Source organism: Streptomyces tateyamensis (genome assembly GCF_003205575.1).
Classification (GTDB): Bacteria; Actinomycetota; Actinomycetes; order Streptomycetales; family Streptomycetaceae; genus Kitasatospora; species Kitasatospora tateyamensis.
In genome coordinates this window covers 1-15,829 of record NZ_PYBW01000077.1, presented here as the reverse complement: position 1 = coordinate 15,829, position 15,829 = coordinate 1, and the positions used below count along the sequence as shown (strand labels likewise).

The window sequence follows — 15,829 nt, the reverse complement described above, 5'->3', positions numbered from 1 at the left end:
GGTGGTCGGTGACACCGGCTACGACATGCTGACCGGCACCCGGGCCGGCGCCTCGGTGGTGGCCGGCGTGCTCACCGGCGCGCACGACGCCGAGCGCCTGCGCGCGGACGGCGCCACCCACGTGCTGGGCTCGGTGGCGGAGCTGCCGGGCGTGCTGCTGTAGGTCCTGGCAGAAGCTGCGGGCCGGGACGGTGTGCCTGCCGCTCCCGGTCACCGGGTAGTGGCAGGCACACCGTCCCGGCCCGGCGCTAGCGAGCGTGGATCAGGGCGCGCTGGGCAGCGGTGATCTGTCGGATCATCGGGATCACCAGGGCCGCGGCGGCGGTGTCGGCCAGGGCGAGCCAGGGGGTGGCGGAGCCGCGGTAGCCGGCGAGGCCGAAGGCAAAGGTGAGGGCGGGGCGGCCCAGCAGCTGGGTCAGCCAGGCCGCCCACCAGGCGTTGACCAGGCGGGTGCTGACACCGCCGGTCGCGCGGGCGAGGTCCATGATCGCCTGGCGGGGCTGCCACAGGCAGACGATCGGGACGAACCAGACCACGACCGCCGTGCCCGGGGAGAACGTGAGCCGCTCCGGAGCGAGGGCCCGGATGTTGGTGTGGCAGCGCCAGAACCAGATCAGGAAGACGACGCCGGCCGTGAGGAGGCCGGGCAGCTGCAGTCGGGCGAGCGGGACGAGCAGCGGGCCGCCGGTGCCGGTGGTGACGGCGTAGGCGAGGTCGAGCAGGGTGTCGACGACGACCAGGATCTGGGCCGCGGCGGCCAGGCTCTGGGGATCGGTCAGCTGTCCCCGGTGGCGGGCCAGGCGCAGGCGCTGTTCGGTGATCGTGGCGTTGTCCGTCAACGTGCTGGTCCCCCGTGCCGCTTCAGTCGGTCGATGTGTTGCCCTGCGTGCCCGGCCAGTCCAGGGCCAGTTGCCGGCGGCGCGGGAGTTTGGCCACGATCAGGTCGTAGGAGTCCTCGATCATCTCGTGGACCAGGTGGTCCGGCACGCTGCCGTCGAGCAGCACAGTGTTCCAGTGCCGCTTGTTGAGGTGCCAGCCGGGGGTGATCCCCGGGTAGTCGGTGCGCAGGCGCACCGCGAGGTCGGGGTCGCACTTGAGCGAGACCTTGAGCGGCTCGCCGTCCAGTGCGCTGATCGCGAAGACCTTGCCGCCGACCTTGAAGACCGAGGTCTCCGGGTTGAACGGGAAGGTCTCCTCGGCCCCGTTGAGGTCGAGGCAACGGGCCCTGAGCTGATCCGCAGTCATCGTCATGGCGCCAGTGTGCCGTCAACCCCCGTCAGGCGCCGCCGCCGACTGAGCCCGGACCGGGTGCTCCCGCGCTACACGTGCGGGAGCACCCGGTCCAGCCAGCGCGGCAGCCACCAGTTGACGCTGCCCAGCAGCTCCATGATGGCCGGGACCAGGACCATCCGGACCAGGGTGGCGTCCAGGAACACCGCCACCGCCAGGCCCAGTCCGAACTCCTTGACCGCGATGTCCGGGGTGGCCAGCACGGAGAGGAAGACCGTGACCATGATGGCGGCCGCGGCCGTGATCACCCGGGCGGTGCGGCCCAGCCCGCGGGCCACCGCCTCCCGGGTCGGGTGCCCCGTGTCGTACTCCTCGCGGATCCGGGAGACCAGGAAGACCTCGTAGTCGGTGGAGAGCCCGAACAGGATCGGGAAGATGAACAGCGGCACCCAGGCGGTGATCGGCGCCGTGGTCGGGAACCCCAGCAGCTCGTTGCCCCAGCCCCACTGAACGATCATCACCAGCACGCCGAACGAGGCGCCGACCGAGAGCAGCGTCATCACCGCGGCCTTGAGCGCGATCGCCACCGAGCGGACCAGCGCCAGGAGCAGGACCAGCGCCAGCCCGATGACGGCCGCGATCAGGTAGGGGAGCCGGTCCGCCACCTGGGCCGCGAAGTCGGCGTCGCCCGCCGTCGGCCCGCCGATGTGGACGGTGACTCCGGTGTCGGCGGTGAAGGGCGGCACCACCTGCGAGCGCAGGGTGTGCAGCAGCCGCGGCGTGGCCGCGTCCTGGTGCGCCGTGGTCGGGTACGCCACGAACAGCGCCGCCCGCCCGTCCGCGCTGGTCTGGGCCGGCGTCACCGCGGCCACCCCGGGTGTCGACCCCACCGCGCTGGTCAACGGCGCCAGCACCGCCCCCGCCTGACCGGCCGGCAACTGGGCGACGACGACGAACGGCGCGTCGAACCCCGCCCCGAACCCGGTGCTCAGGATCCGGTGCGAGGCGTAGCCGCTGGTGTCGTGCGGCTCGGTCGAGTTGTCCTCGAAGCTGAGCCGCATCGAGAAGGCGGGCAGCGTCAGCAGCACCATCACCGAGGCGCCCACCACCAGCCCCGTCACCGGCCGGTGCTGGATCACCCGGGCCCACCGCTCGGCCAGCGGCGAGCGCGAGCCGGTCCGCCCCAGGAACGGCAGCTTGAACCGGTCGATCCCGCGCCCGGCGAAGCCGAGCAGCGCGGGCAGCAGGGTGACCGCCGCGACCATCGTCATCAGCACCGTCACCGAGGCGGCGACCGCGGTGGCGTTCAGCAGCCGCTGCTGCACCACGAACAGTCCGAGCATGGCGATCACCACGGTGGCCCCGGCGAACAGCACCGAGCGCCCGGCCCGGGAGATCGCCACCACCACGGCCTGCTCGGGGTCGTTCCCCGCCGCCAGCGCCTCGCGGTACCGGGTGACGATGAAGAGCGCGTAGTCGATGCCGACGCCCAGCCCCAGCAGGGTGGCCACGATCGGGCTGAACGAGGGGGCCGGGAAGACGTACCCGAGCAGGAAGGTCAGCGCCAGCCCGCTGAGGATGCCGAACAGCGCGGCGACCATGGTGAGCCCCATCGCCAGCAGCGAGCCGAAGGCGATCAGGATCACCAGCATCGCGGCCAGCGCGCCGATCGCGTCCGAGGCGCCCCCGTACGGGGTCTCGGCGCCGACCACGTCCGCGCCGCCGAGCGCGAACTCCACCCCGCCGCCCCCGGCCGCCCGGGTCTCGTCGATCAGCTGCTTGACCTCGGAGCTGGGCAGCGGGTTGGTGTCCGACTGCAGGGTGGCGAAGGCGATGGTGCCGTCCCGGGAGATCTGCCCGGGCGTGCTGTAGGGGGAGTGCACGGAGGTGATGTGCGGGGCCCGGGCCAGCTGCGCGGTCAGCGCCTCCTCCCGGGACTGCACACCGGGTGCGGTCACCCCGGCGGCCGCCTGGACCGCCAGGGTGAGCGAGCTGCCCCGGCGCTCCGGGAAGTGCTGCTTGACCAGCTCCTGCGCCTTCGCCGACTCGGAGCTGCCGCCGGTGAAGTCGTTGTCGGCGGGCGCGGCGAAGCCGAACCCGACCGCCATCACGAGCGCCAGGCCGACCGCCCAGAGCAGCAGCACCAGGCGCCGACTCCGGTAGCAGAAGCGGGCGAGCCGGGCGAGCGTGCCTGGGGCGGCGTCAGCTGAGGTCACCTCAGCCAGGCTAGGCCGCCGAGGGAGGCGGGCCGGTGACTACACGTCGGGGACCACCCGAACGGCCGTCAGTGCGAGGCCCGCAGGTTCAGCAGCACCACGCCCACGATGATCAGCCCGATGCCGAGCAGCTGGGGCTTGCCCAGCTGCTCGCCGAAGGCCACCATCCCGATCGCCGCCACCGCCGCCGTCCCCGCCCCGGACCAGACCGCGTAGGCGACCGAGACGGGTATGTGCTTGAGCGCCTGCCCCAGCAGCGCGAAGGAGAGCACGTACCCGATGCCGACCCCCACGCTGGGCCACAGCCGGCTGAAGCCCTCGGTCAGTTTCAGGCAGCTGGTGGCGCAGACCTCGCTCAGGATGGCGAGGCACAGGAGCAGGTAGGGCATCGGACTATTCTGCGGGCCCGGCGGTGAGGCCGGCCAGCAGGGGTAGGTCGGCCATGGTCAGGCTGGACAGCAGGGTGATCCGCGGGCCGGCCGGGATCGCGGCGTCCGAGGAGGGCACCGCGAGCACCGCGCAGCCGGCCGCGGCGGCCGAGGCCACGCCGGTGGGGGTGTCCTCCACCGCCACGCAGCGCGCCGGGTCCAGGCCGAGCCGGGCGGCGGCGGCCAGGTAGGGGGCCGGGTCCGGCTTGGTGCGCTCGGTGTCCTCGGCGGCCAGCGTGATGGTGAACCAGTCCCGGCCCAGGTGGGTCAGGACCAGGTCGACCACCTGGCGGGGCGAGGCGGAGACCAGCGCGGTGGGCACGGCGGCGTCGCGCAGCGAGGCCAGCAGGGCCAGGGCGCCGGGCCGGGGCACCACCTGGGCGGCCACCCTGGCCGTGAAGGAGCTGTTCAGCCGGGCGGCCAGCTCGGCCGCGCCGGGCGAGTCGGGCGCCGCCCGGTCCAGGTGGGCGGCGGTGTGCTCGACGGCGTGCCCCAGCACCTCGGGCAGGTCCACCGGGCCGAGGCGGTAGCCGATCCGGGCCGCCACCTCCTCGGTGGCGTCCCACCACAGGTGCTCGGTGTCGACCAGCGTGCCGTCCATGTCGAAGAGGACTGCGGAAGGAAGCACGGTCACTTCCCCGTGGCGACGTCGACCAGCACCGGGCGGTCCGGCAGCGACACGGTGGCCCCGCCGCCGACCGGCAGCAGTGCGGCCTGCTCGGTGGGCAGGTCCGACTTGACCTCGGTGCCGTCGGCCAGGCGCACGGTGAGGCGGGTGACCGCGCCCAGGAAGCTGGCGCCGGTGACCACGGCGTCGCCGCCGGGGGTCAGGCCGACGTTCTCCGGGCGGACCAGCACCTGCAGGGCGCGGGCGGCCGGCAGCACGCCGTCCACCTCGTGCCGGCGGCCGAGCACCTCGACGCCGTCGCCGGAGCGCACCGCCGGGATCCGGCTCATGGTGCCGACGAACTCCGCGACGAACGCGGTGGCCGGGCGGGCGTACAGCTCGCTCGGGGTGGCGCACTGCTCCAGCCGGCCGGCCTTCAGCACCGCGACCCGGTCGGCCATCGACAGCGCCTCCTCCTGGTCGTGGGTGACGAACAGGGTGGTGATGCCCAGCTCCTGCTGCAGGCGGCGGATCTCCTCGCGCAGGTTGAGCCGGACCTTGGCGTCCAGCGCGGAGAGCGGCTCGTCGAGCAGCAGCACCCGCGGCTGCAGGGCCAGGGCGCGGGCCAGCGCGATCCGCTGCTGCTGGCCACCGGACATCTGGTGCGGGTAGTGCGCGGCGCGCTGCGGCAGGCCGACCAGCTCCAGCAGTTCCTGGGCCTTGGCCCGGCGCTCGGACTTGCCGACGCCGCGCATCTTCAGCCCGAAGGAGACGTTGTCCAGCGCGCTCAGGTGCGGGAAGAGGCTGTACGACTGGAAGACCATGCCCGCGTCACGCTTGTGCGCGGGGGTCCGGGTCACGTCCTTGCCGTCGACCAGCACCTCGCCCGAGTCGTGGGTCTCGAAGCCGGCCAGGATCCGCAGCGCGGTGGTCTTGCCGCAGCCCGAGGGGCCGAGCAGGGCCAGCAACTCGCCGGGGTGGACGGTCAGGTCGAGGCCGTCCAGCGCGACCGTGGAGCCGAACGCCCTCCGCAGCGCTCGGAACTCGACGGTGGCGCTGCCCGGGTGCAGCGGCGCGCCGTAGGGCGGCTTGAGGGTGGTCGTGGTCATGGCGGTGAGCTCCTGGAGAGGTGGTACGGGGTGGGGGATCAGGCCTTGGCCCGGCGCTGGCGGCCGAGCGCGTTCATCAGCAGCAGCAGGAGCCAGACGATCGCCAGGCTCAGGATCGAGACCGCGACCGACATCTGGCCGTCACTCTTGCCGTTGGAGTTGATCCACACCGAGAACGGCGCGAAGCCGAGGATGGCAGCGGTGGTGAACTCGCCGAGGACCATCGCCACGGTGATGACCGAGGCGTTGAGCAGCGCGCTGCGCAGGTTGGGCAGCACCACCGAGACGACCGCGCGCGGCACGCTCGCGCCGCAGCTGCGGGCCGCCTCGACCAGGGTCCTGACGTCCACGCCGCGCAGGCCGCCGTCGAGCGCCCGGTAGGCGAACGGCAGTGCCATCGGCACGTAGGCGAGCACCAGCACGAACGGGAAGTTCTGGTCCTGGATCGCCATCAGGGTCTGGTAGAACGGCGTGGCGCGCAGCTGGGGGGCCCAGCCGAGCACGTTGCTGATCCCGGTGGTGAGCGCCACCACGGGCACCACCAGCGGCAGCGAGCACAGGAACTCCAGCACCGGGCGCAGTCTGGGCGCGCCGAGCCGGACCGCGATCATCGCCGGGACCAGCACCAGCAGCAGCAGCACCACGCTGGTGACGGCCAGTTCCAGGCTCAGCTGCAGGGCCGTCAGGAAGCCCGGGGCCTGCAGCAGCTGGGTGTAGGCGTGGAAGTCGATGCCCTTGCGGCTGTCCACGCTGAAGTAGGCCGAGGCGGCCAGCGGGACCAGGAAGTAGAGCGCGCCGACCAGCAGGACCGCACCGCGGCCCCACCGCACCTTCGCCAGGCGGCGGTCGGCGCGGGCGTTGACGGGGGTGTTCAGCTGAGCCACTTGGCACTCCGGCGCTGGAGGGGCAGGTACACCGCCATGACCAGGCAGGCGACCACGATCATGTCGAGGCCCAGGGCCATCGCCACGTTGCCCTGGCCGACCAGCACGTTGCCCGAGAGGGCGTCCGCGATCTGCAGGCTGACCAGCGGGATCGAGGAGCCGACCATGGCGTCGGCGGTGGCGTAGGCCGCGAAGGCCGAGCCGAAGAGCAGCACGAAGCCGCCCAGCAGCGAGGGCAGCAGGATCGGCAGCGCCACGTACCGCCAGTACTGCAGGGTGGTGGCCCCGTTGTTGGCCGCCGCCTCGCGCCACTGCACCCGCAGGCCCTCCAGGGCCGGGGTGATGGTGAGGATCATCAGCGGGATCAGGAAGTACAGGTAGACCACCGAGAGCCCGGTGAAGGTGTAGAGGCTCCAGCCGTGCTTGGTCAGCGCGAACTGCTTGGTGAGCTCTCCGGAGTTGCCCAGGGTGGCGACGAACATGAAGGCCAGCGGGACGCCGCCGAAGTTCGCCAGCACGCCGGAGCCGGCCAGCACGGACTCGCGCAGCATCCGGAACCGGGAGGTGACCACGGCCTGGGCGAGCGGCAGGCCCAGGGCGGTGCCGAGCAGCGCGGTGAGCGCGGAGAGCTTGACGCTGCCCCACAGCGAGGTCGCGTAGGCGCCCTGCAGCGAGTGGGTCAGGTTGGCGGTGGTGAAGCTTCCGCCGCCGTCCGGGGCGTCGGAGGAGGTGGTGAAGGCGCCGATCACGATCGCCGTCGCCGGCAGGCCGAAGCCGACCAGGAAGAAGGCGATCAGCGGCAGGGTGGCCAGCCAGGCGCCGCCGAAGCGGCGGGAGCGGCCCGCGGTGGGGGTGGGGGTCTTGCCGGTAACGGCCCCGGGGCCGCCGCTGAACTGGTCAGCGGCGGCCGGGGACGGCACCTGGGTGGGAGCCGTGTCAGTCATGATGGGTCGTCAGCCGCCGATCGCCTTGGCCCAGTTCTCGGTCACGACCTTCTTGGCCGTGTCGGTCTGCGCCTGGGTCGGGAAGGTGGTGAACGGCTTGTCGATCACCGGGAGCTTCGCGACCAGGGCGGAGTCCAGGGTGCCCGCGGTCTTCATCGAGTCGAACAGCGCCGGGGTGGCGTAGCCCTTGAGGAAGCCGTTCTGGCCGGCGGCGGAGTACAGGTACTCCTCCCACAGGCGGGCGGCGGCCGGGTGCGGCGCGTCCTTGTTGATGGCCTGGTTGTAGTACTGGGCGTAGGAGCCGTCAGCGGGGATCGACACCTGCCACTGGATGCCCTTGTCCTTCAGCTTGTCGGCGTAGCCCGAGGAGAGGTAGGACCAGTCGACGGTGATCGGGGTCTCGCCCTTCTCGATCGTCGCCGGGGTCGCCTCGACCGGGTTGAAGTTGCCGTTCGCCTTCAGCTTGCCGAAGAAGTCGATGCCCGGCTGGATGTTGTCCAGCGAGCCGCCGTTGGCCAGCGCGGCCGCGTAGACGGCGCCGAAGGCGGCACCGGCCTTGGTCGGGTTGCCGTTCAGCGCGACCATGCCCTTGTAGTCGGGCTTCAGCAGGTCGGCGAAGGTCTTCGGGCAGGCCGCGACCTTCTTGGCGTCGCAGCCGATCGCCATGTAGCCGCCGTAGTCGTTGTAGCGGGCGCCGTTCGCGTCCTTCTGGGAGGCCGGGATCTTGTCGAAGTCGGCGACCTTGTAGGGGGCGAGGATGCCGTCGGCGGTGGCGCTGAGCGCGAAGGCGCTGCCCAGGTCGACCACGTCCGGGGCGCGGTCCTGGCCCTTGCGGGACTTGATCGCGTTGATCTCGTCCTGGCTGGAGCCGTCCGGGTTCTCGTCCTCGATCTTGATGCCGTACTTCGCGGTGAAGCCGTCCATCAGCTCGCCGTAGTTGGCCCAGTCCCGGGGCAGGGTGATGACGTGGAGGTTGCCCTCCTTCTTCGCGGCCGCGACCAGCGCGTCCATGCCGCCGAAGTCGGCGGCGGAGGTGGCGGTCTTGGCGTCCTTGCCGCCGGCAGCCTTGGTGTCGGCGGAGGTCGAGCCGGCGGAGCCGCAGGCGGTGAGGGAAAGCGCGGCGGCGGTCAGCACAGCCGCGATGGCGGCGGCACGGGCGCGGTGCACGGTCACGGGAGGATCTCCTGGATCGAGGTGCGGCAGGGTCGCACTCACACGGTGCGTGGCTGCGTAGGTTGGGGTGGGCCGGGTGCAGGCTGTCCATCAAGTTGGTCAGCCAACTTTGCCCCGACGCCGGTAAGTACGCCGGATCGCGGTGACCAGAAGGTGAACAAGCGGCCTGGAACAGGGGTCGGCTGCGGGAACGGTGACATCCGGTCGGTGGATAACCGCCCATGTGGTGCGCGAACGGCTCACCGGGAGCGGCTATCGTCGGACCAGTCCTCGCGGCAGCGCGGCAGCGAGTGACACAGATCTGGGAGGGGGAACCGGTGGGAGAGACCTTGACGGAGCACGAGAACCAGCTGGACGGCCAGGACCAGAAGCAGGGTCCGGACGCCGGCGGTGCCCTCTACCGCCGGGTCGCGGCCGATCTGCGCGAGGCGATCACCACGGGGGCCTACGGCGAGGCCGGCCGGCTGCCGGCCGAGGGGGCGCTTGCCGAGCGGTACGGGGTCTCCCGCGGCACCGTGCGGCAGGCGCTGGCGGTGCTGCGGGCCGACGGCCTGGTCACCTCGCGCCGCGGCACCCGCCGGGTGGTGCTGGGCAACGCCCGGGTGCAGAGCTTCTCCGAACTGCTCAGCTTCACCCACTGGGCGCGCTCGATGGGCGAGGAGCCGGGCGGCCAGCTGGAGTCGCTGATCCGCCGCCCGGCGGACGCGGCCGAGCGCGAGCAACTGCGGCTGGACCCGGGCGCCGAGGTGTACGTGACCCTGCGTCTGCGCACCCTGTCCGGCACCCCGGTGATGGTCGAGCGGACCATCTACCCGCCGCACGTGGGCGTGTTGGTGGCCAAGCTGCCGCCGGACGTGGTCTCGCACACCGAGCACCTGCGCGAGCACGGGATCCTGTTCACCGACGCGGACCACACCATCGACGTGGTGGCGGCCAACGGCGAGGACGCCAAGCTGCTCGGCTGCCGGCGCGGCGCGCCGCTGCTGCGCGAGCGGCGGCGCACCACGGACCCGACCGGACGACCGGTGGAGTGGTCCCAGGACCGCTACCTGCCGGGGATGGTGGCCTTCAGCGTGCACAACTCGCTGGCCACCTCGGCCCTCTCCCGGCACGCCCGGGAGAGCGACTGAGGTCCGCCCGTCACCGCGGGTCGCTCAACAGGGCGGCCAGCAGCGGGCGGTAGTGCGCGAAGCCGGGGACTTCGCGGTCGGCCTCCTTGGCCGCGTCGTCCCAGCGGCGCACCGCGACCGCGTCGGCGGCGCCGGGCTGCGCGGCGAAGGCGGCCGCCCGCTCGGGTGGGAACGGGCCGCCCTGGACCTGCAGCGTGTACTCGGAGGCCGGCGAGAGCGCGGCCCGGTAGTCCTGCTCCACCGCGCACAGGTAGCGCTTGGCGGCCACGTGCAGCCGGACCGGCTCGGTGACCGCCGGGCCGAACCAGCGGGCCAGCCAGTCGGCCCCGCTGTCGCTGTGCCGGTTGTCCTGACCCTGCATCAACTCACGCCCCGTGACGGCTCCGTGGCCCTCGGAGTCGAAGAAGTGGCCGACGTCGTGGAGCAGCGCGGCGGCGACCAGGTGTCCGGGGGCGCCGGCCTGCTCGGCCAGCGCTGCGGCCTGCAGCATGTGCGCGGCCTGGGTCACCGCCTCGCCCAGGTACCCGGCCTCGCCCGCCTGCTCGAACAGCTCCTCGAGTTCGTCGAGCGCGGCCGCCCGCCGGTCCAGCACCGCCAGGGCGGAGCTGAGCGAGTCCAGGTCGGCGTAGCAGCCCTGCAGGTGGCGCCGGCCTCCCCCGGTCCCCGCGGCGGCCCGGGAGGCGCCACCGTCCTCGAAGGCGGTGCGCGCGTGCAGCAGCCGGGTGTTGTCGAAGACCAGGCAGTCGCCCGCGTCCAGCCGGAACTCCAGCCGCAGCTCGGGGCGCAGGGTGATGGCGGCGAACCGGCGGTAGGCGGCGTAGAAGGCCTCGGCGCGCTCGGCCGGCAGCTCCAGCCGGCCGATCGAGCGGTTGTTCATCCGCACCTCGCGGATCCGGCCCCGCCCGTCCACGCTGATCAGCGGGCGGTCGGCGCGCAGTTCGGCGTCCCGGTCGCGGAAGACGAACGGCACCGGGGTGCGGACCAGCAGCTCGAAGTCGGCCGGCGACTCGGCGCGCAGCAGCGCGGCCGCCTTGAAGCCGTCCACCAGGCCGGAGTCGCCGCCCTGCGCCGCGTTCTCCAGGCAGTGCAGCAACTGCACGGTGGGGACCGGGTCGCGGTACGGGTTGTCGGTGTGCGGGGCGATGGCGGAGCTGGTGAAGGCGAGGTTGTTGGGGTCCGGCTCGACCCGGACGTCGAACAGCTCGCCGTAGTTGGTCTCGCGCACGTAGCCGAAGCTGCGGGCCACTTCGAGCACCTGGCCCGGCTCGGTGGGCACCTGGCGCAGCAGCGCGAAGCCGTGGCGGCGCACGGCCCGCAGCACCGCGGCCCGCTCGGCCTCGTCCGCCAGGTACTGGGCCCAGCGCGCCTCGGGCAGCCCGGCGGCGAAGTCGGCGGCCTGCCAGAGCTGCTTGGCGCGCTCGGTGCGGCCGTCCTCCTGCGGCTCGGCGGCCGGCCACGGCAGCGGGTAGCGCGAGCGGTGCCCGTCCGACCAGAGCACCTCCAGGAAGCCGTTCAGCTCGGTGGCGGCGGCCACCGCGAGGTCGGTGGGCAGCTCGGTGATCTGGAAGAGCTTCTGGCCGGAGCGCGGGTCGCGGCAGTCGGCGCACGGGCAGTTGTCCCGCAGCCAGTAGGGCGCGCGCAGGGCGTCAGCAGCGTCAGGCATGGCAGTCCCCAGAGTTGTATAGCCAACTTTTCGGACGACCCTGCCGGGGACGGGTGAGGGCAGTGCGTCCGCAGGATGTCCGGGAACCGAATGCTGGATGGCGCCCGGGCTCGACGGGACCGGGGGGATGGTCCGGTCGAGCCCGGGCGCGGGCTCGCGGCGCGGCGCCGGCGGTCAGGCGGCGGCGGGCAGAGCGAGCCGGAGGAGTCGCCGGGTCGGCGGGCGGACGCGACCTCGGCGGTTGGCCTGCGGAGAGTCAATCATCTCTGTCATGGCCAGTCAATAACCTTGTAAAAGTAGGGGTGTTGTCCGGGCGCAATAGAGTGCGGGCATGACGGATGGCGTGGTGCTGCACATCAAGGGCCGGGTGCTGGTCGGGCCGCAGGAGGCCCGCGACGACCTGTGGGTGCTGGGCGGCCGGGTGAGCTTCGAGCGGCCGGCCGGTGCGCGCGACGTGCGCACGATCACCGGCTGGGTGCTGCCCGGCCTGGTGGACGCCCACTGCCACGTCGGGCTGGACGCGCACGGCGCGGTGGACGAGGCGACCAGCGAGAAGCAGGCCGTCACCGACCGGGACGCCGGCACCCTGCTGATCCGCGACGCCGGCTCGGCTGCCGACACCCGCTGGGTGGACGGGCGCGAGGACCTGCCGAAGATCATCCGGGCCGGGCGGCACATCGCCCGCACCAGGCGCTACATCCGCAACTACGCGCACGAGATCGAGCCGGGCGACCTGACCGCCTACGTGGTGCAGGAGGCCCGGCGCGGGGACGGCTGGGTCAAGCTGGTCGGCGACTGGATCGACCGCGACCGCGGCGACCTGGCCGCCTGCTGGCCGAGTGACGCACTGGCCGAGGCGATCGCGGCGGCGCACGCCGAGGGCGCCCGGGTGACCGCGCACTGCTTCGCCACCGAGTCGCTGCCCGACCTGCTGGCGGCCGGCATCGACTGCGTCGAGCACGCCACCGGGCTGACCGAGGAGCTGATCGGGCAGTTCGCCGAGCGGCGGGTGGCGATCGTGCCGACCCTGGTCAACATCGCCACCTTCCCCGACCTGGCGGCCGGCGGCGAGCAGAAGTTCCCGGCCTGGTCGGCCCACATGCGCCGGCTGCACGAGCGCCGCTACGCCACCGTGGGCGCGGCGCACGAGGCCGGGATCCCGATCTACGTGGGCACCGACGCGGGCGGCTCGCTGCCGCACGGTCTGGTCGCCGCCGAGGTGGCCGAGCTGGTCAAGGCCGGCCTGACCCCCGTCGAGGCGCTCTCGGCCGCCACCTGGGCCGCCCGCGAGTGGCTCGGCCGCCCCGCCCTGACCGAGGGCGCGCCGGCCGACCTGGTGGTCTACGCCGCGGACCCGCGCGCCGACGTCCGGGTGCTGGCGGACCCGCAGTTGGTGGTGCTCAGGGGGCGTCCGGTCGGCTAGGGGTGGGCCGATAGGGTGAGCGCATGGCACCGCGTCCGCTGCACGAGATCGTCGAACCCGGCTGGGCCCAGGCCCTGGAGCCGGTGGCCGGGCGGGTTGCCGCCATGGGGGACTTCCTGCGCGGCGAGCTGGCCGCCGGGCGGACCTACCTGCCCTCCGGCCCGAACGTGCTGCGCGCCTTCCAGCAGCCATTCGCCGAGGTGCGGGTGCTGATCGTCGGTCAGGACCCGTACCCCACCCCGGGTCACGCGGTCGGCCTGAGCTTCTCGGTGGCCCCCGAGGTGCGCCCGATCCCGGCCAGCCTGGTCAACATCTTCCGCGAGTACGGGCAGGACCTGGGCTACCCGCCGCCCGGCAACGGGGACCTGACGCCGTGGACGGAGCAGGGCGTGCTGCTACTCAACCGGGCACTGACCACCGCGCCCGGCAAGCCCGCCGCGCACCGCGGCAAAGGCTGGGAGGAGGTCACCGAGCAGGCGATCCGCGCGCTGGTGGCGCGCGGTACCCCGCTGGTGGCCATCCTGTGGGGCCGGGACGCCCGCAACCTGCGCCCGCTGCTCGGCCGGGTCCCGGCCATCGAGTCCGCGCACCCGAGCCCGATGTCGGCGAGTTACGGCTTCTTCGGCTCGCGCCCGTTCAGCCGGGCCAACGAGGCGCTGGCGGCCCAGGGTGGCGCCCCGGTGGAGTGGCGGCTGCCATGACCGACGCACTTCACCCCAACGAGTGAAGCAAGAGCGGCAGTTGCCGCTCGGTCCGGAACGGCTGGCAGAGGATGACACTTCCATCGCACTAGTGGGAGTGTCATCTTGTCGTCTCGTGCCACCGTCGCCACCGCCGTACTCGCCGCCGCCTCGCTGGTGGTGCTGCCCGTGCTGCCGGCTGCCGCCGACAGCCCGGGCGGTGGCGGCAGTGCCGGCAGCGCCCGTGCCGTCACCGCCGAACTCGACCTGCACGTCAGCCTGTTGAACAACGCGGTGGACGTGCCGGTGAACGTCGCGCTGAACAAGGCCGGCTCGCCCGCCGAGCTGCACGGCTCGATACTCACCGCCACGGTGGCCGGTGTCGCGCAGCCCGGACCGGTCACCCTGGTCGACGCGGACCTGGGGCGCTCCGACACGCACGTCGGCACGGACGGCGCGAAGGCCTCGGTCACCCTCGCCAACGCCGACGTGCACGCCCCCGGTCTGCCCTTGACCGCCCTGCTCGGCCTGCAGGCGCTCAGCGCCGAGGCCGACTGCCCGGTGGACGGGCCGCCCACGGCGAAGGTCACCGCGCCCGCCAGTGTCACCGTGCTCGGCCGGTCGGTCGGCGTCGGCCTGTACGGCCCCACCCACCTCGCGGTGCCCGGGATCGGCACGGTGGACCTGGAGTTCTCCCAGCGCACCACCACCTCGACCACCGCGGCCGCCTCCGCCCTGGTGGTCAAGGTGGCGCTCAACCCGCTCAACCTGAACGTGGCCAAGGTGGACGGCACGGTCACGGTGGCCTCGGTGAGCTGCGTGAAGCCGGCCGCGACCGCGAGTGCCAAGCCCTCCTCGGCCGCCGCGAGCCCGGCGGTGCGGGTGGCCGACGCGTCCGGTGAGGCCGCCGTCACACCGACGAAATCTTCGGCGCCCGGAGCGGAGCTGGCCAGCACCGGGAGTTCAACCACGGTTCCACTGCTGGCCACGGGGGCTGCGCTGCTGGTCGGCGGTGGTGGCGCGGTCGCCCTGGCCCGGCGCCGCCGCACGGCGCACCGGCGGCACTGAGCCACCCTCCCACCAGCACTTTGTCATGTCCGCTGGCACTCGCACCCGGTGAGGGTGCCAGCGCGGACAGTCGGTTCACACGCTGGTTACACAAGAGGAACAACCGGGAAACGGCGGCTTGCAACGCTACGCGGGCACCCACCACTCAAGTTCGCGAGGTATCCCCGTGGCAATCAAGGCCGAGTACATCTGGATCGACGGCACCCAGCCGACCGCCAAGCTCCGCTCCAAGACCCGGGTGCTGGCGAACGCTGACAAGATCCCGACCTGGGGCTTCGACGGTTCCTCGACCAACCAGGCCGAGGGCCACGCCTCGGACCGCGTGCTCGCGCCGGTGCGCACCTACCCGGACCCGATCCGCGGCGGCGACAACATCCTCGTGCTCTGCGAGGTGAACGAGATCGACGGCTCCGCGCACCCGTCCAACACCCGCGCGCTGCTGCGTCCGGTCGCCGAGCAGTTCGCGGCGCAGGAGCCGATCTTCGGCATCGAGCAGGAGTACACCTTCTTCAAGGGCTCGCGCCCGCTCGGCTTCCCGGAGGGCGGCTACCCGGCCCCGCAGGGCGGCTACTACTGCGGCGTCGGCGCCGAGGAGGTCTTCGGCCGCGAGATCGTCGAGCTGCACCTGGACCGCTGCCTCGCGGCCGGGGTGGCCATCTGCGGCATCAACGCCGAGGTCATGCCCGGTCAGTGGGAGTTCCAGATCGGCCCGGTGGACCCGCTGCAGGTCTCCGACGACATGTGGGTCGCCCGCTACCTGCTCTACCGCACCGCCGAGGAGTTCGGCATCGACGCCACCCTGGACGCCAAGCCGGCCCGCGGCGACTGGAACGGCGCGGGTGCGCACACCAACTTCTCCACCAAGGCGATGCGCGAGGGCTACGACGCGATCATCACCGCCTGCGAGTCGCTCGGCGAGTCGCAGGAGAAGGTGCTGGAGCACGTCAACCAGTACGGTGACGACATCCAGTCCCGCCTCACCGGCAAGCACGAGACCGCCCCGTGGAACGTCTACTCCTACGGCGTGTCCGACCGCGGCGCCTCGGTCCGCATCCCGTGGCAGGTCGAGGTGGACCAGAAGGGCTACATCGAGGACCGCCGCCCGAACGCCAACGTCGACCCGTACGTGGTGACCCGCCTGCTGGTCAACACCTGCTGCTCGGCGCTGGAGAAGGCCGGCCAGGTCTGATCCCCGGTCATGACGCTGCCCGCCGCCCCCTCGGGGGTCGGCGGGCAGCGGCGTTCCCGGCGCCGGGATGCTCCTATAGACGTCA

At 72.8% G+C, this 15,829-nt stretch carries 16 protein-coding genes; 6 read left to right on the top strand and 10 right to left on the bottom strand.

Annotated features, from left to right (window positions below):
- On the top strand, positions 1-163 hold a 163-nt coding region (locus C7C46_RS20575), incomplete at its 5' end, for an HAD hydrolase-like protein (RefSeq protein ID WP_181442437.1).
- 85 nt (positions 164-248) lie between these two features.
- On the opposite strand, the gene C7C46_RS20570 is transcribed toward C7C46_RS20575, so the two are convergent.
- From C7C46_RS20570 to C7C46_RS20530, 9 genes are all read right to left on the bottom strand, one after another.
- Positions 249-839 (bottom strand): DUF4328 domain-containing protein, encoded by a 591-nt coding sequence (locus C7C46_RS20570; RefSeq protein ID WP_110671351.1) that lies wholly within the window; start codon positions 837-839, stop codon positions 249-251.
- A 22-nt stretch (positions 840-861) separates the two neighbouring features.
- Entirely contained in the window at positions 862-1,245 is a 384-nt protein-coding gene (locus tag C7C46_RS20565; protein ID WP_110671354.1) for an MmcQ/YjbR family DNA-binding protein, read from the bottom strand.
- A 74-nt stretch (positions 1,246-1,319) separates the two neighbouring features.
- Positions 1,320-3,446 (bottom strand): MMPL family transporter, encoded by a 2,127-nt coding sequence (locus C7C46_RS20560; protein WP_245984606.1) that lies wholly within the window; start codon positions 3,444-3,446, stop codon positions 1,320-1,322.
- Positions 3,447-3,514: 68 nt separating this feature from the next.
- Complete coding sequence (locus C7C46_RS20555; protein WP_110671350.1) at positions 3,515-3,835, bottom strand: DMT family transporter; 321 nt, start codon at positions 3,833-3,835, stop codon at positions 3,515-3,517.
- A 4-nt stretch (positions 3,836-3,839) separates the two neighbouring features.
- Positions 3,840-4,502, bottom strand: coding sequence for an HAD family hydrolase (locus tag C7C46_RS20550; protein ID WP_245984604.1), 663 nt, complete (start codon positions 4,500-4,502; stop codon positions 3,840-3,842).
- A 2-nt stretch (positions 4,503-4,504) separates the two neighbouring features.
- A complete protein-coding gene (locus C7C46_RS20545) occupies positions 4,505-5,590 on the bottom strand; it encodes an ABC transporter ATP-binding protein (RefSeq protein ID WP_110671348.1) in 1,086 nt (361 codons plus the stop codon).
- Positions 5,591-5,628: 38 nt separating this feature from the next.
- Complete coding sequence (locus C7C46_RS20540) at positions 5,629-6,429, bottom strand: ABC transporter permease (protein WP_110671352.1); 801 nt, start codon at positions 6,427-6,429, stop codon at positions 5,629-5,631.
- Positions 6,430-6,461: 32 nt separating this feature from the next.
- Positions 6,462-7,418 (bottom strand): ABC transporter permease, encoded by a 957-nt coding sequence (locus C7C46_RS20535; protein WP_110671347.1) that lies wholly within the window; start codon positions 7,416-7,418, stop codon positions 6,462-6,464.
- A gap of 9 nt (positions 7,419-7,427) precedes the next feature.
- Positions 7,428-8,591: an ABC transporter substrate-binding protein gene (locus C7C46_RS20530; protein WP_110671346.1), complete on the bottom strand. Its 1,164-nt coding sequence runs from the start codon at positions 8,589-8,591 to the stop codon at positions 7,428-7,430.
- A gap of 329 nt (positions 8,592-8,920) precedes the next feature.
- On the opposite strand from C7C46_RS20530, the gene C7C46_RS20525 reads away from it, so the two are divergent.
- Positions 8,921-9,721: a GntR family transcriptional regulator gene (locus C7C46_RS20525; protein WP_245984603.1), complete on the top strand. Its 801-nt coding sequence runs from the start codon at positions 8,921-8,923 to the stop codon at positions 9,719-9,721.
- Between the two features lie 10 nt (positions 9,722-9,731).
- Here the strand turns inward: C7C46_RS20525 and tmpA are convergent, their stop codons facing one another.
- The gene (tmpA, locus tag C7C46_RS20520) at positions 9,732-11,384 is read right to left on the bottom strand and encodes a 2-trimethylaminoethylphosphonate dioxygenase (protein WP_110671344.1); all 1,653 of its coding nucleotides are present in this window, start codon (positions 11,382-11,384) and stop codon (positions 9,732-9,734) included.
- A 331-nt stretch (positions 11,385-11,715) separates the two neighbouring features.
- On the opposite strand from tmpA, the gene C7C46_RS20515 reads away from it, so the two are divergent.
- The 4 genes from C7C46_RS20515 to glnII all read left to right on the top strand — a co-directional run bounded on the left by C7C46_RS20515 (position 11,716) and on the right by glnII (position 15,744).
- Positions 11,716-12,807 carry an amidohydrolase family protein gene (locus C7C46_RS20515; RefSeq protein WP_110671343.1) on the top strand — a complete coding sequence of 364 codons (1,092 nt, stop codon included), beginning with the start codon at positions 11,716-11,718 and terminating at the stop codon, positions 12,805-12,807.
- A gap of 23 nt (positions 12,808-12,830) precedes the next feature.
- Positions 12,831-13,508, top strand: a complete 678-nt coding sequence (locus C7C46_RS20510) for a uracil-DNA glycosylase (RefSeq protein ID WP_110671342.1) — start codon at positions 12,831-12,833, stop codon at positions 13,506-13,508.
- Positions 13,509-13,613: 105 nt separating this feature from the next.
- Entirely contained in the window at positions 13,614-14,555 is a 942-nt protein-coding gene (locus C7C46_RS20505) for an SCO1860 family LAETG-anchored protein (RefSeq protein WP_110671341.1), read from the top strand.
- A gap of 166 nt (positions 14,556-14,721) precedes the next feature.
- Entirely contained in the window at positions 14,722-15,744 is a 1,023-nt protein-coding gene (gene glnII / locus C7C46_RS20500) for a glutamine synthetase (protein ID WP_110671340.1), read from the top strand.
- The last annotated feature ends 85 nt before the right edge of the window (positions 15,745-15,829 follow it).